The organism is Roseivirga echinicomitans (genome assembly GCF_001592935.1).
GTDB lineage: Bacteria > Bacteroidota > Bacteroidia > Cytophagales > Cyclobacteriaceae > Roseivirga > Roseivirga echinicomitans.
Genome location: NZ_LRDB01000003.1, coordinates 165919 through 191830 on the forward strand (window position 1 = coordinate 165919; position 25912 = coordinate 191830).

A 25912-nucleotide genomic window follows, 5' to 3' on the forward strand; every position below is an offset into this window, starting at 1 on the left:
AATAACAATTACCATGGTTCATGTCTTTAAAACTTCCGTAGTCAGTAAAAAGCAAGTCCAGGCTGTGGGCTCATTTTTGAATATCTTATTGCCCAGCGAAGAGTGGAACTTTGACCTGGAAGACTGCGATAAAATCTTACGTGTTGAAACCGAAGAAGTGGCCCCCGAAACCGTCATTACCATATTGACCAGCCAAGGTTTTTATTGTGATGAATTGGCGGGATAAAGCCTCCGCAAACTTTATTCTGAAAGAGGACTTCTGGCGATTCGGTGATTGGAAAACTACATTATTTCGTAACTTCTAATTTATATGCTTATGTAAATCAGTTGTGGCCATTCAATCAAACACATAGAGTTATGAAAACAAAATCAATTATAGCTTCCTTCATCGTCTTAATTCTCTTCGCTTCTTGTGACCGACCAGGTTGTGAAAACACAAATTCTATTTTTGACTTAAATGGTCTTGAAACTACTGTTTATAAGCAGGAGTTGGTAAAGGAAATGGATAGAGCTGGAAGGGAAAACTTGACCTATTGGCTATCCGATTATACCGAACAAAATGGGCAAGAATTTATCACTGTAAATATTCAAGGTGATGGGCTTTGTGCCAAAGGCTTACTTCAAGTCAATGATTGGACGAATATCGAAGGAATTAAAAAAACCAAAGGCGTATCATACATTGGAGCTGAACTCAAAGGGCTGACATTTGATATAATTACCACTGGAGAATCCATTGATTTTATCTATAAAAACATAGAAAGCATAGTAGATTAAAACACCTACTGTCGTAGTGACTGATTATGAATGCCATGACTGGCTCCCTTGTCTTCTCAAGTTGACCTTTAGGGCGGTAATAGAGTAAGTCTTAAGGTTGATATCTATGGTTTGACCTTCGGTGCCGACCATAGAATAGCCCCCTCTGTGTAGTCGGTCGGTACCGAAGGTCAGACCGTACCCCAAAAGAAGATTGTGATTGCTTCACGTAGTCATTTGCTCATAGATAAGTTCAGTCACTCAGCGTAGTTTGCGGTTAAATGCCCTTTAAAGTCTACCGGTTTGAACTTCATTTTTACTAACTTTATTCCAAGTTCAAAACCTCTTTTTCATGAAACGATTCCCGCTTTTTCTCCTGTCTGTTTTCTTCCTTTTTTCAAGCGCATGTTCTCCTGAAAAATCTTCGGACACGGTAGATTTCATTGTGCTTCAAATGAACGATGTCTATGAAATTGCTCCATTAGAAGGCGGTAAAGTAGGTGGAATGGCTCGTGTAGCCACAGTGAGAAAAAATCTATTGAAGGAAAACCCGAATGTTTTTACCATCCTTTCAGGAGACTTTGTAAGTCCTTCGCTCATTGGCACCCTCACTTATGAAGGTGAAAAAATCGCAGGCAGACACATGGTGGAAGTGATGAATGCCGTGGGTGTAGACATTGTAGTGCCCGGTAATCACGAGTTCGACCTAAAGGAAAATGAAATACAGGCCAGAATTGATGAATCTGACTTTGAATGGACGACTACAAATGTACTTCACGCGGTAGATGGCAAAAACACTGCATGGACACAAAAAGGAAAGCCTTTTCCCGATCATATTATGAAGTCTGTAGATGGTGTTGACATTGCTTTTTTCGGCTCAACATTGCCCTTCAACAACGCTCCCTACTTAGCTTATACGGACAAATACGAGTCGGTGAAAGCGGTGTATAACAAGGTGAAGGAAGAAGCTGAAGTATTCATTGGTGTTACGCACCTCAAGAAAGTAGAAGACGATTCTTTGGCCACTTATTTTGTGCCTGAATTCGACCTTGTTTTGGGTGGCCACGACCACGCCCATATGAAATATATGTATGGAAATACGTTGATGACCAAGGCCGATGCCAACGCAAAAACCGTGTATGTGCACAGGGTGAGTTATAATAAAACCACAGGAAAAACGAGCATTAGTTCCGAGCTCTTGCCCATTGATGATGGCGTAGCAGAAGACACCGAGGTAAAAGCGCTGGTAGACAAATGGGTAAATATTTCGAATGAAAGTATGGCGGCCATGGGGTATACGCCCAATGAAATCGTGATGACCACCACGGATACCCTTGATGGACGCGAAAGCAGTATTCGTTACCGCCCGACCAATTACCCAATTATGACAGCCGAGGCATTTTTATTTGCTGTACCCAATGCCGATTTAGCGATTTTCAATTCTGGCTCCATTCGACTAGATGACGAACTTACTGGTACCATCACTGAGTACGATATTCTTCGCTCTTTTCCATTTGGGGGGGGCATCTCCATTGTTGATATAAAAGGTGATGTAGTACAGCGCATTTTAGAAACTGGCACAGTAACCAACGTAGGCATTGGGGGTTATTTACAGTTGGCCAATGCCGAAAAGAAAGCCGATGGTTGGTACATCAAAGGCGCTAAACTCTCTACTTCCAAATCCTATAAAATGGCTCTCCCTGATTTCGTTCTCAGTGGTGGAGAAGCCAACCTTGAGTTTATCAAAGACTATCAAAATCAGGCCATCGCCCCTCCAGATTTCAATGGTATCAAAAACGATGTCCGAGATATTGTGATGGCTTATTTTAGGAAGAAGTAAGCGGTAAACGTCACTGCGAGGCACGAAGCAGCCTAACTCCAGCTTGAGCATGCTATTAAAGTCATCTCGTAGATTCCGAAGTCTCGGAATTTCACATTTCACAAGATATTGACTACCCTACGTCTATTTCTCAAAAGGATGCTTACAGTATGACTTAGCTTGTTAGCAACTACCTGAAAGCTAGCTTTAGTAACATAGCCAACATATGTCCCAATACCACCTTCGCGAAACTTCGTGTGCTTTGCGGTTAAAGAATACTCCACGGTACTTAACACCCATATTATAGCCACCAACCCACTACTCATTTCTCAATACCCATTACTATTTCTCATAAAAACTGCAATTACGAATAAAATAATTTTATATATTTACTGCAATTACGAATGATATAGCCATGAAGAAAACCAAATTGGGAGAGTTTGAAGAGCTGGTGCTTATGACGGTAGTCGTGCTTCAAGCCGAAGCCTACGGGGTAGAAATTAAACGAGAACTGGAAGACCGACTCAATGAAAAACTGAGCGTGGGTTCCATCCAGTCCGCTTTAAAGCGCATGGAAGAGAAAGGATTTCTGACTTCTGAGTTTGGTGAAGCCACCCAAAAACGAGGAGGAAAGCGCAAGCGCATTTATAGCGCCACACCATATGCGCACAGAATTTTGGAGGAAATGAAAGACATCCGCACTCAACTTTGGTCAGCAATGCCCAAAATGGCCACCAGCTAATTTGAACAATACACAAAACGATATTCAACCACCTCGCTGGTCATTAAGGCTTCTACGCTTCTTTCTGAAAAAAGACTTTTTAGAAGAAATAGAAGGCGATATGGAGGAAGTATTCGCTGAAAATCTAGTGCAGTACTCGGTCAAAAAATCTAGAAGGCTTTACAATCGTGAAGTCTTAAAACTGCTGCGCCCCGCTTTGGTCAGAGGGCTTGGAGGAAATCATCAACTCAATTATCTCGGTATGTTACAACACAACTTATTAATTACGCTCAGAGGTTTCAAGCGACACAAAGCTACTTTCTTAATTAATCTCATTGGCCTTTCCACGGGTTTAGCTGCGGCCTTGCTCATTTTCCTTTGGGTAAATGATGAACGCTCGGTAGACACCTTTAATGATAAAAACGATCGGCTATATTGGGTCTTTACCAATTTCACTTTGCCCGAAAGTGTGCTCACTTGGGATTATACTTCGGGCAAATTGGCACAAGCCATAAAAGAAGAATTCCCAGAAGTGGAAGATGCCGTTAGGGTGGGTAATCACTTTTTCAGGCCTCAAGGCACCATTAGCCACAGCGAAAAAAACTTTGAAGTAAATGGGCTTTTTGCGAGCTCTAACTTCTTCCAAGTTATGACTTACCCGCTGATTTCGGGAAAAACAGAAAGGATCATTCAAGACAAAAACGCAGTTGCAATTTCAGAGTCGCTTGCTATCACCGTTTTTGGTGCTGCTGAAAAGGCGGTGGGTAATACGATTGAATGGGAGAGTTCACTATTCAAGCAATCTTTTGTGGTATCTGGTGTGTTTAAGGATCCGCCCAAGAATGCCACCGAGCAATTCAACATTGTTGTCAATTACCAGGTATTGATCGATGCCGAAGAATGGGCCGAAGATTGGAAAGGTGGCTATGCACGCACCTATTTGCTCTTAAAAGATGGAGCAGATGCCGAGCAATTGAATAAGAAAATTGCGCGTTTAATGTATGGAAAGACGGGTAATAATAAGCAAAACCTCTTCATTCAGCCCTATGCAAAAAACTACCTCTATGGTGCTTATGAGAATGGGATCCAAGTAGGTGGAAGAATTGAGAATGTTCGGCTTTTCACGGTCATTGCCATTTTTATTCTGCTGATTGCCTGCATCAATTTCATGAACCTCTCTACTGCGCAAGCTTCGAAAAAAATGAAAGAAGTAGGGGTGAAAAAGGCAATTGGGGCAAATCGTGGAGACTTGGTCTTTCAGTTTTTGGGAGAGTCCATTTTACTCTCGCTACTGGCGCTTTTGGTGGCCATTGGATTGGTTGTTTTACTCCTTCCTCAGTTCAATGAGATTACTTCTAAGCAGCTTGAATTTAATCTAAACGATTTCATTTTACCACTTTTGGCCATCGTGCTGGGCACTGGAATACTAGCGGGTAGTTATCCCGCTTTCTACCTTTCAGGTTTTAAGCCCGTGGCGGTACTTAAAGGAAAAGTAGCCAACCTAAGGGGTGAGGAATGGATCAGAAAAGGTTTGGTGGTAGTGCAGTTCACGCTGTCTATTATTTTCATTATTGGTGTAATCACCATTAACAGACAGATGGAGTATACCTATAGCAAACCGCTGGGTTATGATCGTGAAAACATCATTACGTTTACTAGAAAAGGTCCAGAAAGCTTCGACCCTACTCCGTTTTTAACAGCGCTTAGGGCACTACCTGGCGTAACCAGTGTTGGCAATATGTCTGGAGACTTTCTTTGGGGAAATGACAACAGCAGCGGCTACTCATGGGAAGAAGGTGACGCGGATGACAATCACCTGTTCAAGTCGCCAAGAATCGGTTATAACATTGTTGAAACGCTGGAGCTAAAACTTGTAGCAGGCCGGTCATTTTCAAAAGAAATGAATGACGATGAAAGCAAAATCATGCTCAACGAAACCGCAGTTAAATTCATGGGGCTAAAAGACCCAATTGGATTTCAGCTGGAAGCTTCGCCAAATGACTTTAAGGAAGTTATTGGTGTAGTAAGCGATTTTCAATATGGCTCATTACACCAAGAAATTGAGCCCATGCTCTTCCGTTTCAGGAGCAGCGGAGATGATTTTATCGTCAGGTTGCAACCAGGAACTGAAGTGAACACGCTTGAAAAAATCAAAACGATTTACGCCAAGCTCAACCCAAAATACGACTTCGAGCCTTCCTTTTTAGAAGATGATTATCGTGCCTTATATAGTACAGAAGACAAGGTAGCCCAACTGTCCAACTACTTGGCTGGCATTGCCATTCTCATTTCGTGTCTTGGCCTTTTTGGCTTGGCCACTTTTACGGCAGAACGAAGAAGCAAGGAAATTGGAATCAGGAAAATATTGGGTGCAAGTCAGGTAGTAGTAGTGAAATTACTTACGGCTACATTTACCAAAACGGTGCTGATTTCCATAATTCTAGCCATTCCTATTGGCTATTACTTCTCCAACCAATGGCTTCACAATTTTGCTTATTCCATCGAATTGAAATGGTGGTTCTTTGCCCTGGCTGGTGTTTCCACCTTATTCATTGCCTGGCTTACCGTAGGTTTTCAAACACTTAAATCAGCCAGAATCAACCCTGTGGACTGTTTGAGGAATGAGTGATTTGAAAGGAATGACTAGTCGACTGGCTTAGCCGAGTGACTGGCAGCTATTTAACCTAAAACCAATATGCAATCCATCACTCAGTGAAACCGAGCCATTGTTTTTTGATTTAAGATTTACGGACGCCTCAATCAAAACATAGTTGCCTGTCCACCTTGCTGTTCAGGGACATGCAAACTGTAGCCCAGTTCGTTATTCAGTCGCTTAATGAAATAAGCAGAAAGCAAAGGCGAGGCCTTCTCAAGGTTTTGGTGAACGAAGAAGTAAATATCTTCCAAACCACCCATTTCAATCCAAGTCTTAATTCGTTCGAACCAATCATCTAAACGCGCATAATCACTTTCATGGTTGGCACCCACGTAGCGAATAAAGGCTTTGGACGTAGTAAGGCGCATGTGAAGTAAATCTCTTCGACCGGCAGTATCGGTGATAATGTTCGTTACATTATTTTCTTCTAGCAGGGAATAGAATTGGTTAGCTACCTCGGTGTCATTAAGCCAATCGGTATGCCTTACTTCTACCGCAAGCGGAATTCCTTTTGGAAAATTTGTGATAAAATGCGCTAACCTATCCCAGTTTTTCGGTCCAAAATTTTCGTGCAATTGAAGAAAAGTCTGCTCCATTTTTTCCTCCAAACCAGACAAGGCATTCACGAAGTCTTCTGTGTAGCGATCCGCATCGTTCAGCCGCTTTCTATGGCTGATCATCTGATTGACTTTAGGGAAGAATTTGAAATCGGCAGGCGTTTTTCCATACCAGTTTTCAAACTGTTCAGTGCTATAATTATAGAAGGTGGCGTTCAACTCGATGCTGTTGAATTGAGTAGCATAGTAAGTCAGTTCGTCTTTAGTGCCTTTGGGGTAAAAGCCCTTCAAGTCGGTCTTGTTCCATTTTGCGCAACCCACATAAATCTTGGGTTTAGCCTTTGATTTCCCCAAAAGCTTGGCCGTACCTGGATGATCTTGTGGTAAAGTAAAATCAATTTTCTCTGGGTGTTCAACGCTTCCAAATTTCATACATCAAGATTTGTCTCAAGTTAAGCTAATCCACAAAAAAAGCCCAAACCTGTGAGGGTGTGGGCTGCAAGTAAAGAGTGAAGTTCATCCTTTTCTTTAAATTGAGTCATGATTCGGATGAATAACCATGGTCAATTGTCATTAATTTCCGCTCAAATCTAATGACGCATTCCACATAAAAAAACTATTTTAGCTAATTCTTCTGAAAAGATTTTATGCTGAAAAAAGGGATTCAAATACTGTACACGGCTTGGTGCGCGATTTGGTTTGTGGCCATCATGATTGCGCTGTCTCCTTTTACGGTAATTCCAAGATTGATCAGCCCCAAACTGGACAAATTCAGTTACTTTTTTGCCCGTGTCTGGGTCTTCCTGTTTTCCGCGTTTTCTTTTATTCATTTTAAAACACATAACCGAAACTTAATTCAGCGTGGTCAGCCCTATATTTTCACTATTAATCATACCTCCTTTTTGGATGCCCCCGCCATTCCACGAGCCATTCCCGTTCCTTTAAAAGGTTTGGGTAAAGAGGAACTGGCTAAAATTCCTCTGTTTGGATTTATCGCTGGCAGTTTTGCCGTCTGGGTGGATCGTACTAGTGAAGAAAGCAGAAAGAAATCTGTTGAGAAATTAGTGAGGAATTTGAATCGCGGGTTATCCATTATGGTGGCCCCTGAAGGTACGCGAAACAATACCGATGAACCACTGCTTCCTTTCTATAACGGCCCTTTCCGATTGGCCATTGAAACGGGCACTCCCATTATGCCTTTGATTATTCACGATGCAAAAAGGCTTATGCCCAAAGGTCAGTTGGGCTTGAGACCAGGACTAATTCATAATTATTTTCTTCCACCCATTTCTACCCAAAATATGACGCAGGAAGACCTTCCAGCCCTAAAAGCTCAAGTTTATGAAATGATGAAATCTAAGATCATTGAACTAGATAAGGAGAATAAAAGCTAATTTGGCATTCATTTTGGAATGGAGGCTTACTCAACCAAACAATAAAGCTTATGAAAACTTTTCTACACTCACTTTTGGCGCTTATGGTGTTGACTATCGTAAGCTGTGCTACAGGAAAAAACGCACTTGAAAAAGGCAATTACGAAACAGCTTTAGACCGTGCCATCAATCGTTTACAGTCGAACCCAGATAACAAGAAATCGCAGGATGTATTGATTGAGGGGTATCGTTTGGCGAGCAATTATCATATGGATTACATCCGTATGTTGGCCGTAAATAATGATCCAAATAAATGGGAGGCTACTTATTATCAGTACCAGCAGCTGAACAGTTATTATCGCCAAATTCAGCGATGCCCAGCTTGTTTGTCACTGGTAATGCCTAAATCTTTTATTAGTGAAGAAAGTGATGCGGGCAGAAAAGCGGCAGACTATCAAGTAGAATTGGGCAATAATGCTTTGGCTACCAATACTATTGAAGGCGGAAGAAGAGCTTTTAAGCATTTCAATTTTGCGCTCAACTTTGATAGAAACGTGCCGAATATTGATAGTTTGTTGACTGATGCTAGAAACATGGGGACTGTACGGGTTTTAATCGAGCCAATTCCAATTCATTCTCGCAGTTTAGAGTTGACAAATGAATACTTCGAAAACAGAGTTATTGAGTATTTGGACCGATTCAGCGAAGGCAGGTTCATCCAGTTTTTCACTGTTGATGAAGCAGAGCAAATTGACTTGCAGCCTGATCAAATCGTGTCAATGCAATTTGACGATTTTGTATTGGGTCAAACTTTGATTGAATCGAATACCAAAGAAATAAAGCGTGACAGCGTAGTGGTTGGACAGTTTACTGACGACAAAGGCGTAAAGCACGATGTTTATAACACTGTGAAAGCTCAATTGACTGTAAACCGTAAAACGCTCTCGTCTCAGGGTGTAATGAATTTCGAAATAAGAGATGCTTATACTAACCGAATTTTGACCAATCGTAAGTTGCCAAGCAAAGATGTTTGGGTACACGAATGGGCTTCGTTTAACGGAGATTCAAGGGCGCTTAATCGTGATGAAATAGAAATGAGTAAAGGGAAAGAGTTACCTCCGCCTCCACCTCAAACCCTATTCATCGGTTTTATAGACCGCATCTACGATCAAATTATTGGCAACATCAGTAATTTCTATAGAGATTCTGAAATATAAATATTTGGCCTTGGCATTTTTGTCAGGGCCAATTAATTGATTACCCGAAAGACGCAAAACCATGACCACCCCAAAAGAAGCCCAACCGAACAACCCCCTCCACGGAGTAAAACTGGCCGATATCCTTGCGGTATTGGTGAAGAAATATGGCTGGGAAGAATTGGGCGATAGAATCAATATTCGCTGTTTTACACACGACCCCTCCATTAAATCAAGCCTTACCTTTTTGCGGAAAACGCCTTGGGCGAGAGAAAAAGTAGAACAGCTGTATCTTAGATCTATCTAGTTGAGCCGTTCTCTCATTGAGGTGGCTATCTTTTCTTCTTTCTAAAAAAGGTATACCAAACAAAACCTATTGCCATAATTCCAATCAGGATTCCCCAGATCAAATCGGGGTTTTTAGAAAGGAAGTCGCTATCATCAGGGTTGTCGGCATTAAAGATTGACCTTTGAACCACCGGGGTGTATTCAACTGAATCGAAATGGCTTGAAGGATTTTCTATGAATGTATAAAGCATAATTTATCTCTTAATTAAGGTAAACATGCCCGACCATCGAGCAGCGTTAACTATGCCTTAGTAACTTTCAGAAGTGTTAAAGGTTTACCGAGGTTTGGTAAAGGAAAAGCCCCGATCTACTAGAAACCGAGGCCTTATGGGATAGAAAACACCAATCGGTGTATCTTATTGATAGGTTACCGCAGTTCCGCTTGCTGTGACCATAAGCATACTGGAACTTTGACCTACCGTTTCGTAATCCAAATCAATGCCCACTACTGCGTTGGCGCCCATTGCTTGAGCGCTGTATTGTAATTCTTGCATTGCACTATTTTTCGCTTCGCGAAGCACTTTTTCATAAGAGCCAGAGCGACCACCGACTAAATCGGTAATGCTGGCGAAAATATCTTTGAACAGGTTGGCGCCAATAATGGCTTCTCCTGTAATTACGCCATGGTATTTTGTAATCGCGTGACCTTCGATAGTTGGGGTTGTTGTTAAAAGCATGTGGTTGTTTTGTTTTGAGTTTTCGCTGCACATTCATGCAGAACACAACTATGCTTTCGTAAAACGCTCAATTAGTGTTTTATGATCGGGATAAACGGAAGCTAAAGTCGAGCGATCGGCCAATTCAAAGTCTTCAAATTCGAAACCAGGTGAGACAGTGCAGCCTACCAAAATGAAATCTCCTTGAATAATTTCCGCGGCAAACCAATGGTGTTTTGGAATCACTACTTGGAAACTTTGACCCTTTTCTAAGTCTTTTCCAATGGTTTTGGACACCAGTTTTCCTTCGGGGGAAAGCATGTGAATGCAAGCCGTACCTCCATCATGGAAATGCCAAATTTCGTCTGAATTAAGCCTATGGAAATTTGAAACGCTATTTGGGGTAAGCAAAAAGTAAATCGAAGTGCCGAATGTTCTTGCCGATGGATAGTAATTGGGCAATGCACTTTTCTCAATACTTTCTTCCGACCGATAGTTTTCAGCGTAATAACCTCCTTCAGGATGAGCTAAGAGGCTCAGCTTTTCAATATAGTATTCAGCAGTTTTTTCAGCCATACCCAAAAATAATAAAAAAGGCCGCTCCATTAAATGAAACAGCCTTTCAGTATCGTTTAGGATAGATTTATTTCTGCGTAGCCATTTCTACATTACAGATAATTTCAATCGTTGGAGCGACAGAGCCACCTGCACCAGAAACACCAAATTCATTTCTGTCTACGCTGCCTTTGATTTGAAAACCTACTTTCTTGCCACCGTCTTTTGTGTCGATAGACCCAATGTGCTGTGCCATCAGCTCCACTTGTTTGGTGTTACCTCGCATGGTTAAATCACCCACTACTTTATACATACCATCACCTGATTTAGTAAAAGAGGTGCTTTTAAAAGTAACCGTAGGGTGGTTTTCCATATCGAAAAAATCAGCGGATCTCAGGTGGTTATCTCTTCCGTCAACGCCCGTGTTGATGCTTTGCACTTGAGCCGTAAATGAGATTTTGGCATTGGTGAAATCTTCAGCTGTTCCGCCCTCAACTGTGGCTTCGAATTTTTCGAATCTTCCGTTCACAAAGGAAATTCCAGAGTGTTTTGCGTTAAATAATATGCTCGAATGTGCTGGGTCTATTTTCCATGTTTGGCCATTCATTAGGTTGGCCGAAAACAGAGTGGAAATGACAAATAGGGTGAGTATAACTCTTTTCATAGAATAGTTTTTTGCTTGTGTTCGAATAAAACTAACGATTTTCTCAAGAGCAGGAAACCGACATTTCTGTTCAACGGTAATAACTCCACCAAAAAGCATCAACTCTTAATTGGTTTTACTGCTGAAAATCTGACTGTGCATTAGCTGAAGTAAGGTCAGCTGGTTTCTAGCCCTGATGTAGTTCTCTTCGGGGAAACTTATTTTGTAATAACTGTCTCCATTCAGGTAATCGGCTAAAAAGCGAACAGCCTGCATATAGGTCATGTATAAACCTCCAAACTCTAAGTTCTCTTTTTCAAGAGGAATCAATGATTCAGCGCAAGCCGAAAGGTAACCCGATTTTAAGGCCTCTAAATAGCCTTCTCTGATTTCAATTTTGCTTTCATTTAGCTCAGCTTCTTTCGTTGGGGTGAGCAAGGTGCGCATCATGTCGCCAAAATCAGAAAGCACATAACCTGGGCCTGTGGTGTCCAAATCGATGACATGCCGAAATTCATCACTGCCCTCAGTCAAAAGTATGTTGTCGATTTTCGTATCGTTGTGACACACCCTGAGTGGCAGACCATTCTCAACAAGAGTATTAAAGTGATCAACGATCCAACTGAAGGCATTCACTTGGTCAATTAGGCCCTTGGCTGCCTCTTTTCGGTTAGCTTTATTTAGTGCAATGGCTTCCTCCAGCTGTTCTAGCCTCCACTTTAGGCTGTGAAATTTGGGAATGGCTTCATCAAAGGCATTAGCTTTTAGCGAAGCAGTTGCCTTGGTAAACATGCCAAAGCCTTTACCTACTTCTTCTACCAAATTAAGATTATTGGCAGTGGTTGGTCCGTAAGCATTCAACACAAATTCTTGCAATTTCCAGCAACCACCTTGGTCAACATAAAAGCAGTTTCCGTTTTCGGTGGTAATGTGCTTGGCGAATACATCCGACTGTAAGCCTTGAAGCAGATTCAGATTGTTTTCCAAGGTTTCGGTATTCTGAAAAACCTTGGCATTCACCTTCTGAAGGAGGTAGTTTCCGCAGCTAGATTCCACTTTATAGGTGTCATTGATATGCCCAGAACCGAAAGGGGCAACCTTTTCGATTGCCCCTTCTAGTTGGAATGCCTTCAATGCTTCTAAGGCAATGTTCATTATTTTATTTCTTCTGGATATTTTCCGTCCGCAATCATTTTACTGATTCCGCTTACTACAAATGGTTTGTCTTCTTGATAAGTCACTCCTAACCAAGAAGCAGAAGTAGGCACTACGCGAATGGTGGCTTTGCCTTCATTCATCAAGTTGTCCATTTCAGCGGGAACAAAACATTCTGATTTAGGATTGGTATGATTTTCCTTCACAAAGTCAATAAATTTCTCTTCAAAAAGTGACAGTGCTGAAACTGGAAATCCCAAGAAGTTCATCGATACGTAAGTGTCTGGCGCGAGTGAATGTTTCACTCCATCTTCTTCGTAAGTGATATCGTTACCATTTTTACTGATGGCCAAAGTCTCTTTGATGCCCGTTAGGGTCATCTCATCTTTCACTTGACAAACGCCACGATTTACCGTTCCATGGTCAGAAAGGGTGTTTACCAAGCTGTAGCCCATAATCAGGTACTCATTTTCCTTTAAGTTTCTCATGGCAGTTACCACCTCACCAAAAGATTCCTGTCCATAATAGTCATCGGCATTGATGACCACAAAAGGCTCATTAATTAAGTGTTTAGCCGCTAAAATGGCATGGGTTGTTCCCCAAGGTTTTTTTCTATCCGCCTCATAGGCCGCAGTATGCTCAGTGTATTCATTCTGAAAAGCATACTCCATTTTAATCTTCCCGTTGAATCGGTTTTTATAATGCTCATCAAAGGCATCTTTCAAATCGGTGCGAATAATAAATACCACTTTGGTAAATCCAGCATTGATGGCATCATGAATTGAATAGTCCATAATGATCTCACCATTTGGGCCAATTCCGTCCAATTGTTTGTTCCCGCCATAGCGGCTTCCCATGCCAGCGGCCAATACTACCAAAGTCAAATCCATAATGTCCTCTATTTTAATTATAATTGTTGGCTCGAAGTTGTCGAAAAAGACAAGACGAGTCAATTTAACAAATCATTATATTATGCAGCTAGCGACACTCGACTGGATTATCATCCTCGGTTTTTTTGTCATTTTTTTATTAATCGGCCTTAAAGTATCAAAAAAGGCAGGAACCAGCTCAAAAGAATTTTTTCTATCGGGTAGAAATATGCCTTGGTGGTTATTGGGGATTTCCATGGTCGCCACTACTTTTTCTGCCGATACCCCAAATTTAGTAACAGACATTGTGCGCCAAAATGGTGTGGCTGGTAACTGGGTATGGTGGGCTTTTCTGGTCACGGGTATGCTCACCGTTTTTGTATACGCCAAGCTTTGGAGGAAATCGGGCGTACTTACTGATTTAGAATTTTACGAAACACGTTATAGCGGAAAAGAGGCGGCCTTCTTAAGAGGCTTTCGCGCCATTTATTTAGGTGTTTTCTTCAATGTGATGATTATGGCCTCGGTTTCCTTGGCTGCCATTAAGATTGGGGAAATCATGTTTGGCTTAGAGCCTTGGAAAACCATGTTGTATGCTTCCGTAATTACTGTGGCCTATAGTTCAATGGGTGGATTAAGGGGTGTTATTCTCACCGATTTCCTACAGTTTTTAGTGGCCATGGTAGGCTCCATAGCTGCAGCGGTATACATCATCAACTTACCTGAAGTAGGTGGTTTAACGGAGCTTTTGGCCAATCCAAATGTGGCGCCAAAACTTGACCTCATTCCTGACTTCAACAATAGAGAACTATTCATTACGCTCTTAGTTATGCCACTGGCCGTGCAGTGGTGGAGTGTCTGGTATCCTGGTGCTGAACCTGGCGGAGGGGGCTACATTGCCCAACGTATGCTATCTGCCAAAGATGAAAAAAATGCAGTTTCGGCTACTTTACTTTTCAACATTACACATTACGCGTTGCGCCCTTGGCCATGGATTTTGATTGCCTTGGCTTCCTTGGTGGTTTATCCAGATTTAGAGTCCATTAGGTCGGCCTTCCCAAATATTTCTGAAGGAAAAATGGGACATGATTTAGGCTATTCAGCCATGCTACTCACTTTGCCTAAAGGACTTTTGGGCATCGTTATCGCCTCATTGATTGCGGCCTTTATGTCCACCATATCAACGCACCTCAACTGGGGATCTTCTTACGTGGCCTATGATTTCTACCAAAGATTTGTGAAGCCAGAAGCAAGTGAAAAAGAATTGGTGAATATTGGAAGAATATCTACCGTGGTTTTAATGATTTTCGCGGCCTTGTTTGCCTTGGTCCTTACCAGTGCTTACGATGCCTTCCAAATTCTTCTACAAGTCGGTGCAGGAACAGGTGCTGTATTCTTATTCCGCTGGTTCTGGTGGCGTATAAATGCTTATTCTGAACTTACGGCTATGGTCGTTTCATTTATCATGGCATTACTTTTCTTTGAGAAAACAGGCCCTGAATTTATGACTTCCATTTCGCCAGATTATCAACTTCTTTTGAGTGTCGGTGTAACCACTTTCGCTTGGGTAGCTGCTACTTTACTGACCAAACCAACGGATTATAATAAACTAGCTGCCTTCTTCAATTCGGTAAAACCTTATGGCACGGGTTGGAATGGTTTCAAGAAAATCGCCCAAAAAGAAGGCATTCATTTAGAAGCAAAAGTAGGTCGCTTCAGTGTTGACCTACTCGCTATGTTCCTCGGAATTATCATTGTTTACAGTGCGCTTTTTGGTGTGGGAATGCTGCTTTATGGTAACATTTCAACGGCAGTGATTCTACTCTCCGTTACACTAGTGAGTGTTTTACTCTTATTACGAACTTGGAAGAAATTGACATTCTAAACCTAAAAACAGGCTGTCCAAATGGACAGCCTGTTTTTTATACGCATTCCGTACAAAACTAAGCATGCTGTAAGCATCCTTTTTAGAAACACAGGGTAGCAAGTCAAGACCTTGTGAAACGTGAAAAGACCTCTACGAGGTGACTGTTATAGTGGGCTGTTTTTTTAACCGCAAAGAACACTGAGTTTAGCAAAGCCAAGTGACTATGGGGCCTATTTTTATAGGCTGTATTGTTAATCAGTAGATCTTTGCCCTCGTTTCTGAAAAATAAGATAGCTGAGCAATAGGAATAAGCCGCTGATGAAGATGACTTCTATTCGACCTAAAATCACAAAGAACAGTATTGCGCTAGCAAAGAAAACCACCTTTATAAAGTCCTCCATGTCTATCCCCTTTAAACAGAAAAGGCAATGATAGAAGAGTAACAAGGCCAAGGGTAGCATAATGCTTTTCAATAGAAAAAGGGTAGAGATAGTAAGTCCCAGATTCCCAAAGAAAACCATCAATTCGGGCAGCATTAAAATGAGGTAACTTAAGCCATACCAAACAAATTGAAGATTCTTGGAAACGGGTAAATTACGGTAGATCAACAGTTCCTTTTGCTGGTATTGATGGTAATGAAAACAGAAAGCAGCATTCACTGCAGCACTCAACAAAAGACCAAGGTTTAGTAACCTCAAATCTGTTCCTTCCATTTCAAAAATCCAGATAGATCCCACCAAAACAATCAGAGAAGCCATTTTTGTACCTAAAAGTAAAATGGACTGCCGGTTTAAAAGGTGATGAACGAACAGCATAGGGAAAGACTTGGGCAATCTGTTGGTAAAGCTTCTAAACCCAACTTGAAGCTTGGCATCTACAGGACCTATAAGTTTGCGTTCCACCAAGTAAGTGGAGGCGAAAAGTAAAATCAAGTTTCCAGAAATTACCAATACAGCAGAAGTCCATTGATTTAATTGAATGGCAATGGCCGTCATAAAAAGGCCATAACCGAGTATGGGTAAGAAAAGTAAAGACTGAATATGCAGCACAAGCATTAGTCTTCTAATCGGGCTCAGTAAAACCAAATAAGATAACCAGCTATTGTTGGGCAATCTTTTAACCGTAAAAATGAAACTAAGCGTTTTAGCTGCATATAGTAGCCATAAGACTAAAACCACCAAATAATAGAAGGGCTTGACAGCTAAAAACGAAGCAAGATCAACGTGTTGTGGAGTTTTCAGAAAACCGAAACCTAGGCCAAGCACGACCAAAAAGAAGCCTGTATTAGCTTTGTAAAACTCTTTCACCAAAGCCCTCACCAATACCTTTCTTACTACCTTCATGATTCAGGAGTCAACAACCGATTTTCCACTTTGTAAGTATGGGAAGCTTTGATTAACGAATTATCGAAATCCTGATGCGTAGAAAAGAGAAATGAAACACCCTTTTCACGTGATTCCACAATCATTTTGCTTACCAATTGTTGCGCCTCCACATCCAAAGTAATTAAAGGTTCATCTAAAATAATCCATTCAGGTTCGCCCAAAAAGGCCAAAACGATGGACAGCTTCTTGGTCATTCCGCTGGAATAAGTACCGCAAGGCTGGTCGGCATACGCATCTACCGAAAGCTGTTGGATCAAGAATTTTGATTGGCCAGCTGGTGCTTTCTTGAGTTTAGCGAAAAAATTGATCAGATCATTTCCAGACAGAAACTCAGGGAAAAGTGGTTCTGACTGACTATAGTTTACCTTGAGTTTATAAGCTTGTGGCGATTTCTTCAAGTTAATTTCACCCAAACTGATTTCCCCTTGGTAAGGAGAAAGGCCAGCCAGACAATTAAAAAGTGTGGATTTTCCCGATCCGTTTCTGCCTTTGATCCAGTGGATTCCTCTTTCAAAAGTCAGTTCAGGGATCTCCAAGATCAACTGTTTACCAAACGACTTTTGAAAATTATGGAGTGAGAGCATAGACATTCAGAATACGAAGATTCTATAAAAAAAGGTATATAAGATTGGGTAAAAATAAAAAGCCCCGATAAATCGGGGCTTTTTATAGTGCGCACGAGAAGATTCGAACTTCCACACAACTTAATGCACCACCCCCTCAAGGTGGCGTGTCTACCAGTTTCACCACGTGCGCTTAGGTATTAATTAGGGATCGCAAAAGTAGAGAAGTTTTGACTGAATTCAAACATTGGCCACTACCATTTGCAGGGAATCTAATTGTAAATAGACAGGAACCTTTCTACATTTAACCTCTGAAAAATCACTTTATGAACAATCTAAACAGAAATGCTATAGTAGGGCTAATCTTCATTTTGATTGGTACCGTATTTCTACTGGATAACCTCGATATTATCTCATGGCATTACAGGCGCTATATTTTCCAATGGGAAAATATCCTTATCATCATTGGGGCAGTACTTATTCTGAATAAAGAAAATGTAAAAACTGGGGGAATTCTAATGGGGGTAGGGATTTTTCTGAATCTCGATGAATGGTTTAGTATTGACATTAATATTTTCGACTTATGGCCTTTGGTCTTTGTTATTGCTGGTTTTGCCATTGTAAGCCGCAACAGAAACTCAACATCGGACGACAACTATAACACCAGCACCGGGAATTTAGACGCTGAGAAAATTAACGACACTGCAATTTTTGGCGGGGGAGATAAAATCGTGAACAGCCATAATTTCAGGGGAGGTTCACTCACTGCGATTTTTGGAGGTTCCAACATTGACCTTACCCAAGCCAAACTGGCCGATGGTAGACATGAAATTGATGTGTTTTATATGTTTGGTGGCTCTAAAATCCGTGTACCTCAAGATTGGAATGTACAGTTGAACGTCACCGGCATTTTTGGAGGAATGTCGGACAGAAGAAAGCTCATAGACCCACATGCAGATGAAAACAAAGAGCTTGTAATCCGTGGAACTGCAATTTTTGGTGGGGCTGAAGTAACCAACTAATCGACATTATACTAAGCTGACAATTAGTTTTAACTGCATCTAATTAAATAAGGCAGGCGATAAAATCTTTCTCTGGCGTCATATTTGTAAATGAAGTTCGAAAAAGCCTAAATTCGAACATGATCAAATCATTTGCTTTCACTGCTCTTTTATTCATCTCATTTAGTGCTTTTGCACAAATAGATGACACCGCTGTTGCCAACTTTGCCAAGTCATTTTCTGAAAAGAATAATGTACCAATTGAAGAAGTCAATGCCATTCTAAATAAGGCCACCTACCAAGCCGATATCATTGAAAAAATATCGAAGCCTGCCGAAGGCACAATGACCTGGGAGCGCTATCGCAAAATTTTCATTACTGACGAACGCATTAATGCGGGAGTTGAATTTTGGAAAGAAAACAGCGAAACTTTAGCAAAAGTGAGTGCAGAAAGTGGCGTTCCGGAACATATCATCTTGGGAATTATTGGTGTTGAAACTTACTTCGGAAGAATTAAAGGAAGTTACAAAGTGCTCGATGCGCTCTATACCCTCTCTTTCGGCTACCCAAAACGCGCTAAGTTTTTCACTTCGGAACTTGAAGCTTACCTGATACTGGCTACAGAAGAGAAGCTCGACATTGAAACCACCAAAGGTTCTTATGCCGGGGCCATGGGCTACAGCCAGTTTATGCCTACTAGCTACCGCGCTTATGCCAAAAGCTTTGAGGATAACGGTACAAGAGACCTAATCAATTCTGCAGATGACGCTATTGCCTCCGTAGCAAATTATCTCAAAGTTCACCGCTGGGAAAAAGGAGAGCCTGTGACCTCAAAAGCTACGATGACTCGAAAAATAACGAAGCTGAATCCTCAAGCATTAAAACCAAAAAACAAGGTGTCGGATTATACCGCTATTGGTTTTAAGCCTGCTGAAAAGCTTAACGTAGAAATTCCGGCCACCATGATTATTCTTGAAAACGAAAATGGTGAAGAACACTGGTTTGGCATGAATAACTTTTATGTAATTACCCGCTACAACCACAGCCCGCTTTACGCCATGGCGGTTTATCAATTGGCAGAAGCTGTTAAGGCGAAGAAATAATAACACTCCCTTTAAAAGAAAAAGGCCTGTGAACATATATCGTTCGCAGGCCTTTTTAGTTAATCTCTAGTGCTTACTGCCCTACAAAGAAAATTGAGTTGGCAACGAACAACTTTCCGTTTTGCCAGAAGGCACGGAAAAGTGGGTTATCGGCCATATATACAATAGATCCTCTACCATAGCTTTCAACACCGAATACTACAGACTTGGCTAATCTTTCTTTGGCTTTATCTCCAGCTACTCCACTCACGTAAGCGTCAACTCCTTCAATAATTCCAACATTGCCCCCACCTGCTAAGTAAGCATAACGGCTGCTGTTGTTTTTTAAGGTGAAGTAGTAATCAGGATATCCGAAAGCAAGCGGGTTGGTATTGTCCACTTTCAACTTAAAGATTGCACCCGGCAAACGAGAGCTGGCGAAAAGATCACTTCTGTCGGCATAAGGCGTTAATGCCTCTTTTTCCTTTTCTTCATCCGTTTTCTTGTTGGCATCCTTCTCGTCAGAATCAGTAGCGTAGGTTTTCAAACTGAAACCATCTTTTCCTGCAAAAGTATTGATAGATCGTTCGATGGCAATGATTTTTCCACCTCCACGTACCCAACTTTTTACGTCATCCATTCTGTTACCTCCCAAAGCACTTCCGTAAGAACCACTTGGCAATACCAAAGTGTTATACTTGTCAAGATCGATACGCCCAAAATCGCTGACATCAACCATCGTGATTGGGTAGTTCAACTCTTGTTCCATGAAATACCAGAACTCACCAAAACCAAGTGAAGAAACGCCATCTCCTCTTAAGACCAAGATTTTAGGCGCGTCCAAAAATTTCACTCCATTCGATCCAAAATCTTTACCTGTTTCAACAAAAGTAGTTGGGGTAGAAGTAAGACTTCTGTCGTAAGTTTTTGCAGCATTTTTCACAATGTCGTCAAACTTACTGCCCATGTGCATGTTCCCTTTTCGGGTAATGATTAGCGTTCCAGGGGCATAAGAGTTACCTGCCACAGAAAATGACTGCTCGGCAAATCTCAATTTGATGTCGCTTTTAAGCAAATGCCCTAAAAACTTAGCATCCTCCAATGTCTCCCATTTCAATAAATAAGCTGCTGGCTTACTGCCTACATTTACCTGCCCTTGTGGTTTAGTGTATTTGCCGACCTTCACGTCCATTTTGGTTTCAGTAGCATAAGCGTCTAATCCCATCATGTATGGCACAGCCCAAGCTGTTATGTCATAGGTATCAGAAGTACTGGCAAAGGTATTTGGCTCGAAGAAGGCTTGCACCAAAACTGCTTTAGGTTGAAAAGCACTAATGATGATATCACCACTCTGAACACCAGCATTCTCATTTTTACCAGTGAGGTAGTTAAACGAAGACACTGCTTTGCTAGAAGAGCCAATCCCGTAAACGATTTGCTGACTGTCTAAAAAGTCGGTCAATTTTTTAAGTTTGTCTGGGTGGTTTGTTCCTCTAACGACATACGTTTTGTACTTCGCTTTAGGGTTGTTCACGCTCTTATTAAAGAAGTTAGCAAACTCATCCACCATTTTTTCGCTGTATTTCGAAGCGGTTTCTACCGTAGACATTCCAGTAGTATGATGGTGAGCAATCGCATCTTCTAATTTCAAAGTGTCTCCTTCATCCGTAAGAATGGCCAAGTCGCTACTGCCTTGCTCGTAAGTCATGCCAATAGCTCCATTGAACATTGGATAAGAATCGCCATAGCTCGGGTACAGCATATCGAAGCTTTCTTTGGTAAAGAATAACCAGCCGTTCTCGTCAAAGTACTTGGCGTGGTTCTTACCAATAATGTCTTGAAAATCTCTTTGCCATTGGGTTACTTGTTCGTGAACGGGCTCTGCTGCTGGCGCGAAATAATAAGGGCTATTGCTTCCTTGCTCATGGAAATCCACATGGATATGCGGCATTACCGTATTGTAGAATTTCATGCGTTGCTGAGACTCCACTTGCGTTTGCCATGCCCAGTCTCTGTTCAAATCAAACAAGTAATGGTTTGCACGTCCACCTGGCCAAGGTTCATTATGTTCAGCAGCATCTGGATTCGGGTTAGCGGTTGTTCCAGCTACTTGGTTGATCCAGTTCGAGTAGCGATCGCGACCATCAGGGTTAATAGAAGGATCAAAAATTACTACCGTATTTTTCAACCATTCTCTTGAAGTTGAGTTGTCTGGCCTTGCAATTTCATAGAGGGTTTTCATGGCTGTTTCTGTAGAGTTCGCTTCGTTGCCATGCACGTTATAACTTAACCAAACTATACCGATTTTCCTTCCAGAAGGCTCGCCTTCCATCAGTTTTGCTCTTTTTAGGTTATCGATACGAATGGTTTCCCAGTTGTCGATATTTTCTTGAGAAGAAACAATGGCCGATATTAACGGGCGTAGCTCATTGGTTTGTCCGTACTGGTGAATTTTTGCATTGCTCAATTGATTGGTGACGTACTCATAGTAGTCTACCACTTTATAATTGGGTGTAAATCGTGTACCCAGTTTATACCCCAAGAATTCATCTGGGCTTTTAAGCGATTGCGCTTGGGTTTGAAAAAATGTGAATGCCAAAAGGCACAGGCAGAGGAGTGTTCTTTTCATAAATGTAGAGTTAACAGCGAGGAATTTACGGCTATTTAGTTTGTTGCCAAACTTGATTTTTCTGATCGGTTAAATGAGCTTACTTCACCTCAACCACTTTGAGCTTATAAAAAGTAATCAAGTCGGGTTCTTCTTCTAGCTCGCTAATGTCCTGATGCGCCCAAAGAAAGCCCTCATTATCTGCCATATCGAAATGTGACACCTTATCAGGAAGTCTAAGTTCATCATTCATTCTACGTCCATTTTTTATGATCAGATGTTTCTGTGGGTCTGCCTTCATCAAACGCTCCCTGAAATCAGGAGAGTCTCGATCAAGCGCTTCAATATCTGAAAGCTTCATTCCTGAAGAATAGACAATCACTTCAAAATCACCAAGCTTATAAACTCGCTCAATACTTCCGCTTTTGTCGCTAGGGCGACTTTCTCTTTGTTCTTTAAGGCCTACAGGCCCCATTGAAAAACCTTTAAATAATATGAATTTATCAAAAGGTATCCTCATTTGACCAACTATTTCACCACTTGGCAATTCCACCTTGTACATTGTGGTGTCTCCTTTAAAGGCATAATAAAGAAAGTTATCCTTCACGTCTAGCTCCGGCTTCAGAAAGTAAAAAGCCTTGCCACTTGTTACAAACCTGCTGTCGCTCGCTAGCTTCCCTACAGGCTTATAGATTTCCTTATCCATGTTTTCGGTTGCTAAGCTTTGTTCTTTGGCTAAATAGGGGTCTATAAGTGTCATTATTTTACGGTCCTGGTAATATTCTTCGTTTTTATCACTGAACTCTGTTTGTGGCCCCATGTAGGCGACTAGCCGATTATGATCATTCCCTTTTATTTCAAACAAATGATTAAAACCCATGTAAACCATTCCGCCATGAGTAAAATCGGGCTTCATCGATTCCCTTAGATTAAAATCCATGTCATAAGTTTTAACTGTCATAAAGCCCATTAAGGCGATTCCATCTTCATAAAATTCACCAGAGAGTAAATAGTCTCCCACGGCTTGAGGGTCTCCAGCTTGTCGACCCATCTTTTTTAGTACTTCGCCCTTTGGACTCAAAACATAAGCCACTGGAGGGTTGGGCTGAATGGCTAAAAGCTCACCTGTTTCATCATTTACATCCGCGATGGATAGACCTGAAGAAAGGAGGTTAACTTGGACGGAATCAACAATTTGCAATTTATAAATAGAAGCCACATTGGTGGTGGTTTCATTGGAGCTACCACAGCTTATGAGCAAACCAAAAGCCGATACTAATAGAAAGTAAAGCGAGTATTTTTTCATAAAGTCAATTTCAACTTCGGAAATTAACTTATTTTCTACCTAAAGAAAAATAAAGACAGATCGCAATCGTACACTTATTCAACTGGCTCAAGTAATATCACTCTGGAATACTTACCATTATCGCCTGTGCCAAAAAGCAAACGGGTTTCAGACATCTCTTCGAGTTCCAATAGGTAATACTGAGATGCAAAATGATCTCCACTGGTCTCTCCTCTACTGTGTTCTATGATAAACTTGCCTGTGGCTTCATCATAAAAGTATTTTACCGTGGCTACTTGTTCGTCAGGCTCAGGCCAATAACAACCCAAATCACCTAAGGTCACTTCAACTTCTTGAGTATCGGCTTTGAAAGTGTAGACATCGTCTTTATAACAATCATTAAAATCGCTCAATTCATTATTGCTGTAGTCGGCATAGTAAGCAGTCACTTGCCATGACTTCTCAACATCACCATAGACCATTTTTAGTTGCTCGGATGTAAACTTGATTTTTGGCGAATCATCATTGTTTTTACAACCCGTCAAAACAATGATTGAAAGTATAATTGCCAAGAAATATTTAGGTGCTTGCATAAAGGTTTCAAATTTACGCAGTCGTTACCAAAGGCTGTGCCATAAACCCCACAATTGTAAGTTATCGCCTCCATTTTTTAATAGATAATTATTATGCCCAAACACCAAATTAAAATTCCTTAACCAAAAGATCCCTGTTCAAAAAAGTAAGCCTAATTTTGAGTGCTAAAAACTGCAACCGTGAACCGCTATTTCATCGCTATTCTTCCCACTGAACCTCTGGCTTCTGAGATCATTAAAGTCAAACAGTATTTTGTGGAAGCCTATGGAAGTAAAGGCGCATTGCGGTCGCCAGGACACCTTACTTTACACATGCCTTTTCTGTGGAAAGAGAAGAAAGAATCCAAACTGATTGATTTACTTGCACAGACAACTAATATAAATCCATTTAAAATTCAATTGGATGGTTTTGGGGCTTTTCCCCCGAAAGCAATCTTTATTAAAAATAAGCCTTGTGCCGAATTAAGTACGTTTCAAGAGCAACTCACCCGCTTTACTTGGCGCGAAATGAAGCTCTTTAACCCGACACATAACCGAGGCTTTCATCCGCACATTACCGTGGCATTTCGAGATTTAAAGAAGGAAGGCTTTTATAAAGCCTGGCCAGAATTTGAGCACAAAAGCTTTGATGGCGAAATCGAAGTCAATTCTTTCTGGCTATTGAAACATGACGGCAAGCAGTGGCATCCGTTTCACGAATTTGTTTTCAAGCCTTAAAATTAATTTTAGAAAGGAAGCACATATAAATAAACTGCTGCAAAATGAAATGCAGTTCCACCCATGACAAAAATGTGCCAAATGGCATGATGGTATTTAAGTTTGCGCATGAGGTAGAAAACCACACCTGCAGTGTAACACAATCCGCCATAGAGCAATAAGTTTACAGCTTCTGGAGAAATCAACTCTGATAAACGAGAGAACAGAGTAAAGCCCAACCAGCCCATTCCCAAATAAGAAATAAGAGAAAGCACTTCGAGTTTGCCAGTAAAGAAAATTTTGAAAATAGTGCCCGCAAAGGCAATGGACCAAACAGCAATGAGCACATTCATACCCAAAGCTTCTTCGCGAAGCACCACCCAGCAAAACGGGGTAAAAGTGCCCGCAATTAAAATGTAAATGGCGATGTGGTCTAACTTCTTATATAATGATTTCCGCTGTTGGGATTTAACACTGTGATAGGCAGTTGAAGCAGCATAAAGCAATATCATACTGAGTCCAAACACCAAAAAGCTAACTTGTTTTTCACTTGACCCAGCTGGAGTTTTGAGCAGTAAAACTCCAGTACCAACAATTGCTAAAAGGGCTGCAATTCCATGCGTCCAGGCATTGGCCAACTCTTCTTCTGATAGGTAGGCTTCTACCTTATTTTTCATCTGGGAGTATTAATTCTGTGCCACAGAATTTACAAAAGTGCGCGACAGCTTCATGCCCAGTTTGATGGCAGTTAGGGCATTTTACTTTTTTCCTTTCAGCGTTGTCCTTGGTGAGTTCTGCCGTCACAATTCCTGTGGGAACGGCTATAATGGCGTAACCCATAATCATGATAAACGAAGCCAATGACTGACCAATCACGGTTTGCGGGGCGATATCGCCATAGCCCACTGTAGTAAGTGTTACAATGGCCCAATACATACTGACTGGGATACTGGTGAAGCCATTTTCACCTCCTTCAATCATATACATGGCCGTTCCAGTAATCATTACTACTGTGAGTACAGAACCTAAAAATACCGTGATTTTATGCCGACTGGCTTTTAAAGCCCTGGCCAATTGTTCGCCTTCGCCCACAAATCGGCCTAGTTTTAAAATTCTAAAAACCCTAAGTAACCTTAATGCCCGAATAATGAGTAGGTACTGCGTTCCCGTAAAAACCAAGCTAATATAAGCAGGTAATACTGCCAGCAAATCAATGATCCCATAAAAGCTAAAGGCGTATTTTCTAGGTGTTTCCGAAACATATAAGCGTAGAATAAACTCGATGGAGAAGCCTATGGTGAGTACCCACTCTGCTATTTTAAAAAGCTGACCATAATGATCGTTGAGTGATTTTACACTTTCCAAAATCACTGCCAATACACTAATGACAATGGCCCAAAGCAAAGCCACATCAAAGGCCTTACCCGCAGGGGTATCGGCTTCAAAAATTATGATGTAGATCCTTTTTCTTAGGCGCTTGTGCATTCTCAAAAGTAGCAATTATTTGGAGATTCGTGTATTATCAAGAGCA

26 protein-coding genes and 1 tRNA gene are annotated in these 25912 nt (G+C 41.3%); 12 read left to right on the plus strand and 15 right to left on the minus strand.

Translation table 11 applies throughout. The features are described 5' to 3' along the window. Window positions 1–13: 13 nt before the first annotated feature. From AWN68_RS05710 to AWN68_RS05735, 5 genes are all read left to right on the plus strand, one after another. A complete protein-coding gene (locus AWN68_RS05710) occupies window positions 14–226 on the plus strand; it encodes a hypothetical protein (protein WP_068412610.1) in 213 nt (70 codons plus the stop codon). A 131-nt stretch (window positions 227–357) separates the two neighbouring features. Beyond that, window positions 358–774, plus strand: a complete 417-nt coding sequence (locus tag AWN68_RS05715) for a hypothetical protein (protein WP_157716104.1) — start codon at window positions 358–360, stop codon at window positions 772–774. A 331-nt stretch (window positions 775–1105) separates the two neighbouring features. Next, on the plus strand, window positions 1106–2593 hold the full coding sequence (locus AWN68_RS05720; RefSeq protein WP_068412615.1) for a bifunctional metallophosphatase/5'-nucleotidase: 1488 nt from the start codon (window positions 1106–1108) through the stop codon (window positions 2591–2593). Window positions 2594–2987: 394 nt separating this feature from the next. After that, entirely contained in the window at window positions 2988–3314 is a 327-nt protein-coding gene (locus tag AWN68_RS05730) for a PadR family transcriptional regulator (RefSeq protein WP_068412620.1), read from the plus strand. 1 nt (window position 3315) lies between these two features. Beyond that, on the plus strand, window positions 3316–5922 hold the full coding sequence (locus tag AWN68_RS05735) for an ABC transporter permease (protein WP_068412623.1): 2607 nt from the start codon (window positions 3316–3318) through the stop codon (window positions 5920–5922). 131 nt (window positions 5923–6053) lie between these two features. Here the strand turns inward: AWN68_RS05735 and AWN68_RS05740 are convergent, their stop codons facing one another. Continuing rightward, window positions 6054–6938, minus strand: coding sequence for a DUF72 domain-containing protein (locus AWN68_RS05740; RefSeq protein ID WP_068412626.1), 885 nt, complete (start codon window positions 6936–6938; stop codon window positions 6054–6056). A gap of 215 nt (window positions 6939–7153) precedes the next feature. Here AWN68_RS05740 and AWN68_RS05745 point away from each other — a divergent pair, with 215 nt between their 5' ends. The 3 genes from AWN68_RS05745 (at window position 7154) to AWN68_RS05755 (ending at window position 9382) form a co-directional block, all read left to right on the plus strand. Next, window positions 7154–7900 carry a lysophospholipid acyltransferase family protein gene (locus tag AWN68_RS05745; protein ID WP_068412629.1) on the plus strand — a complete coding sequence of 249 codons (747 nt, stop codon included), beginning with the start codon at window positions 7154–7156 and terminating at the stop codon, window positions 7898–7900. Between the two features lie 50 nt (window positions 7901–7950). Further along, window positions 7951–9096: an outer membrane protein assembly factor BamD gene (locus AWN68_RS05750; protein WP_068412632.1), complete on the plus strand. Its 1146-nt coding sequence runs from the start codon at window positions 7951–7953 to the stop codon at window positions 9094–9096. Between the two features lie 61 nt (window positions 9097–9157). After that, window positions 9158–9382, plus strand: a complete 225-nt coding sequence (locus AWN68_RS05755) for a VF530 family protein (protein ID WP_068412635.1) — start codon at window positions 9158–9160, stop codon at window positions 9380–9382. A 25-nt stretch (window positions 9383–9407) separates the two neighbouring features. Here AWN68_RS05755 and AWN68_RS05760 read toward each other — a convergent pair whose 3' ends face one another. The 6 genes from AWN68_RS05760 to AWN68_RS05785 form a co-directional block, all read right to left on the minus strand. Continuing rightward, window positions 9408–9614 (minus strand): hypothetical protein, encoded by a 207-nt coding sequence (locus tag AWN68_RS05760; RefSeq protein ID WP_068412638.1) that lies wholly within the window; start codon window positions 9612–9614, stop codon window positions 9408–9410. Between the two features lie 165 nt (window positions 9615–9779). Then, window positions 9780–10100 (minus strand): heavy metal-binding domain-containing protein, encoded by a 321-nt coding sequence (locus tag AWN68_RS05765; protein WP_068412845.1) that lies wholly within the window; start codon window positions 10098–10100, stop codon window positions 9780–9782. A 48-nt stretch (window positions 10101–10148) separates the two neighbouring features. Then, window positions 10149–10655 (minus strand): cupin domain-containing protein, encoded by a 507-nt coding sequence (locus AWN68_RS05770; RefSeq protein WP_068412641.1) that lies wholly within the window; start codon window positions 10653–10655, stop codon window positions 10149–10151. A gap of 67 nt (window positions 10656–10722) precedes the next feature. Next, the gene (locus AWN68_RS05775; RefSeq protein WP_245657961.1) at window positions 10723–11298 is read right to left on the minus strand and encodes a YceI family protein; all 576 of its coding nucleotides are present in this window, start codon (window positions 11296–11298) and stop codon (window positions 10723–10725) included. Window positions 11299–11403: 105 nt separating this feature from the next. Further along, entirely contained in the window at window positions 11404–12432 is a 1029-nt protein-coding gene (locus AWN68_RS05780; RefSeq protein WP_068412648.1) for a phosphotransferase enzyme family protein, read from the minus strand. Further along, window positions 12432–13322: a nucleotidyltransferase family protein gene (locus AWN68_RS05785; RefSeq protein WP_068412651.1), complete on the minus strand. Its 891-nt coding sequence runs from the start codon at window positions 13320–13322 to the stop codon at window positions 12432–12434. The genes AWN68_RS05780 and AWN68_RS05785 overlap by 1 nt, the downstream gene beginning before the upstream one ends. 82 nt (window positions 13323–13404) lie before the next feature. Between AWN68_RS05785 and AWN68_RS05790 the strand changes: the two genes are divergently transcribed. Then, on the plus strand, window positions 13405–15186 hold the full coding sequence (locus AWN68_RS05790) for a sodium:solute symporter family protein (protein ID WP_068412654.1): 1782 nt from the start codon (window positions 13405–13407) through the stop codon (window positions 15184–15186). Between the two features lie 233 nt (window positions 15187–15419). On the opposite strand, the gene AWN68_RS05795 is transcribed toward AWN68_RS05790, so the two are convergent. From AWN68_RS05795 to AWN68_RS05805, 3 genes are all read right to left on the minus strand, one after another. Continuing rightward, window positions 15420–16511 carry a hypothetical protein gene (locus AWN68_RS05795; RefSeq protein ID WP_068412657.1) on the minus strand — a complete coding sequence of 364 codons (1092 nt, stop codon included), beginning with the start codon at window positions 16509–16511 and terminating at the stop codon, window positions 15420–15422. Then, window positions 16508–17137, minus strand: a complete 630-nt coding sequence (locus AWN68_RS05800) for an ABC transporter ATP-binding protein (RefSeq protein WP_157716105.1) — start codon at window positions 17135–17137, stop codon at window positions 16508–16510. Before AWN68_RS05800 ends, AWN68_RS05795 begins: the two co-directional genes overlap by 4 nt. Before the next feature lie 88 nt (window positions 17138–17225). Beyond that, window positions 17226–17309 (minus strand) — tRNA-Leu (locus tag AWN68_RS05805). A gap of 133 nt (window positions 17310–17442) precedes the next feature. On the opposite strand from AWN68_RS05805, the gene AWN68_RS05810 reads away from it, so the two are divergent. Together AWN68_RS05810 and mltB are read left to right on the plus strand one after the other, a co-directional pair. Then, window positions 17443–18138, plus strand: coding sequence for a LiaI-LiaF-like domain-containing protein (locus AWN68_RS05810; protein WP_068412663.1), 696 nt, complete (start codon window positions 17443–17445; stop codon window positions 18136–18138). Window positions 18139–18257: 119 nt separating this feature from the next. Then, complete coding sequence (gene mltB, locus AWN68_RS05815) at window positions 18258–19220, plus strand: lytic murein transglycosylase B (RefSeq protein ID WP_068412666.1); 963 nt, start codon at window positions 18258–18260, stop codon at window positions 19218–19220. A 73-nt stretch (window positions 19221–19293) separates the two neighbouring features. On the opposite strand, the gene AWN68_RS05820 is transcribed toward mltB, so the two are convergent. The 3 genes from AWN68_RS05820 to AWN68_RS05830 all read right to left on the minus strand — a co-directional run bounded on the left by AWN68_RS05820 (window position 19294) and on the right by AWN68_RS05830 (window position 23685). Next, complete coding sequence (locus AWN68_RS05820; protein WP_068412669.1) at window positions 19294–21828, minus strand: M14 family zinc carboxypeptidase; 2535 nt, start codon at window positions 21826–21828, stop codon at window positions 19294–19296. Window positions 21829–21907: 79 nt separating this feature from the next. Next, window positions 21908–23113 (minus strand): hypothetical protein, encoded by a 1206-nt coding sequence (locus tag AWN68_RS05825; RefSeq protein WP_068412673.1) that lies wholly within the window; start codon window positions 23111–23113, stop codon window positions 21908–21910. 74 nt (window positions 23114–23187) lie between these two features. Further along, entirely contained in the window at window positions 23188–23685 is a 498-nt protein-coding gene (locus tag AWN68_RS05830) for a hypothetical protein (protein WP_068412675.1), read from the minus strand. A gap of 162 nt (window positions 23686–23847) precedes the next feature. On the opposite strand from AWN68_RS05830, the gene AWN68_RS05835 reads away from it, so the two are divergent. Then, window positions 23848–24402, plus strand: a complete 555-nt coding sequence (locus tag AWN68_RS05835) for a 2'-5' RNA ligase family protein (RefSeq protein ID WP_084362775.1) — start codon at window positions 23848–23850, stop codon at window positions 24400–24402. Window positions 24403–24410: 8 nt separating this feature from the next. On the opposite strand, the gene trhA is transcribed toward AWN68_RS05835, so the two are convergent. Together trhA and AWN68_RS05845 are read right to left on the minus strand one after the other, a co-directional pair. Beyond that, a complete protein-coding gene (trhA, locus tag AWN68_RS05840; protein ID WP_068412679.1) occupies window positions 24411–25058 on the minus strand; it encodes a PAQR family membrane homeostasis protein TrhA in 648 nt (215 codons plus the stop codon). Beyond that, complete coding sequence (locus tag AWN68_RS05845) at window positions 25048–25866, minus strand: ion transporter (protein WP_068412681.1); 819 nt, start codon at window positions 25864–25866, stop codon at window positions 25048–25050. Before AWN68_RS05845 ends, trhA begins: the two co-directional genes overlap by 11 nt. Window positions 25867–25912: the final 46 nt, after the last annotated feature.

Excerpts from the sequence above, each read along its gene's own strand:
- AWN68_RS05710 (WP_068412610.1), top strand. The coding sequence starts at position 14 with ATGGTTCATGTCTTTAAAACTTCCGTAGTCAGTAAAAAGCAAGTCCAG.
- AWN68_RS05715 (WP_157716104.1), top strand. The coding sequence starts at position 358 with ATGAAAACAAAATCAATTATAGCTTCCTTCATCGTCTTAATTCTCTTC.
- AWN68_RS05720 (WP_068412615.1), top strand. The coding sequence starts at position 1,106 with ATGAAACGATTCCCGCTTTTTCTCCTGTCTGTTTTCTTCCTTTTTTCA.
- AWN68_RS05730 (WP_068412620.1), top strand. The coding sequence starts at position 2,988 with ATGAAGAAAACCAAATTGGGAGAGTTTGAAGAGCTGGTGCTTATGACG.
- AWN68_RS05740 (WP_068412626.1), bottom strand. The coding sequence starts at position 6,938 with ATGAAATTTGGAAGCGTTGAACACCCAGAGAAAATTGATTTTACTTTA.
- AWN68_RS05745 (WP_068412629.1), top strand. The coding sequence starts at position 7,154 with ATGCTGAAAAAAGGGATTCAAATACTGTACACGGCTTGGTGCGCGATT.
- AWN68_RS05750 (WP_068412632.1), top strand. The coding sequence starts at position 7,951 with ATGAAAACTTTTCTACACTCACTTTTGGCGCTTATGGTGTTGACTATC.
- AWN68_RS05755 (WP_068412635.1), top strand. The coding sequence starts at position 9,158 with ATGACCACCCCAAAAGAAGCCCAACCGAACAACCCCCTCCACGGAGTA.
- AWN68_RS05760 (WP_068412638.1), bottom strand. The coding sequence starts at position 9,614 with ATGCTTTATACATTCATAGAAAATCCTTCAAGCCATTTCGATTCAGTT.
- AWN68_RS05765 (WP_068412845.1), bottom strand. The coding sequence starts at position 10,100 with ATGCTTTTAACAACAACCCCAACTATCGAAGGTCACGCGATTACAAAA.
- AWN68_RS05770 (WP_068412641.1), bottom strand. The coding sequence starts at position 10,655 with ATGGCTGAAAAAACTGCTGAATACTATATTGAAAAGCTGAGCCTCTTA.
- AWN68_RS05775 (WP_245657961.1), bottom strand. The coding sequence starts at position 11,298 with ATGAAAAGAGTTATACTCACCCTATTTGTCATTTCCACTCTGTTTTCG.
- AWN68_RS05780 (WP_068412648.1), bottom strand. The coding sequence starts at position 12,432 with ATGAACATTGCCTTAGAAGCATTGAAGGCATTCCAACTAGAAGGGGCA.
- AWN68_RS05785 (WP_068412651.1), bottom strand. The coding sequence starts at position 13,322 with ATGGATTTGACTTTGGTAGTATTGGCCGCTGGCATGGGAAGCCGCTAT.
- AWN68_RS05790 (WP_068412654.1), top strand. The coding sequence starts at position 13,405 with ATGCAGCTAGCGACACTCGACTGGATTATCATCCTCGGTTTTTTTGTC.
- AWN68_RS05795 (WP_068412657.1), bottom strand. The coding sequence starts at position 16,511 with ATGAAGGTAGTAAGAAAGGTATTGGTGAGGGCTTTGGTGAAAGAGTTT.
- AWN68_RS05800 (WP_157716105.1), bottom strand. The coding sequence starts at position 17,137 with ATGCTCTCACTCCATAATTTTCAAAAGTCGTTTGGTAAACAGTTGATC.
- AWN68_RS05810 (WP_068412663.1), top strand. The coding sequence starts at position 17,443 with ATGAACAATCTAAACAGAAATGCTATAGTAGGGCTAATCTTCATTTTG.
- mltB (WP_068412666.1), top strand. The coding sequence starts at position 18,258 with ATGATCAAATCATTTGCTTTCACTGCTCTTTTATTCATCTCATTTAGT.
- AWN68_RS05820 (WP_068412669.1), bottom strand. The coding sequence starts at position 21,828 with ATGAAAAGAACACTCCTCTGCCTGTGCCTTTTGGCATTCACATTTTTT.
- AWN68_RS05825 (WP_068412673.1), bottom strand. The coding sequence starts at position 23,113 with ATGAAAAAATACTCGCTTTACTTTCTATTAGTATCGGCTTTTGGTTTG.
- AWN68_RS05830 (WP_068412675.1), bottom strand. The coding sequence starts at position 23,685 with ATGCAAGCACCTAAATATTTCTTGGCAATTATACTTTCAATCATTGTT.
- trhA (WP_068412679.1), bottom strand. The coding sequence starts at position 25,058 with ATGAAAAATAAGGTAGAAGCCTACCTATCAGAAGAAGAGTTGGCCAAT.
- AWN68_RS05845 (WP_068412681.1), bottom strand. The coding sequence starts at position 25,866 with ATGCACAAGCGCCTAAGAAAAAGGATCTACATCATAATTTTTGAAGCC.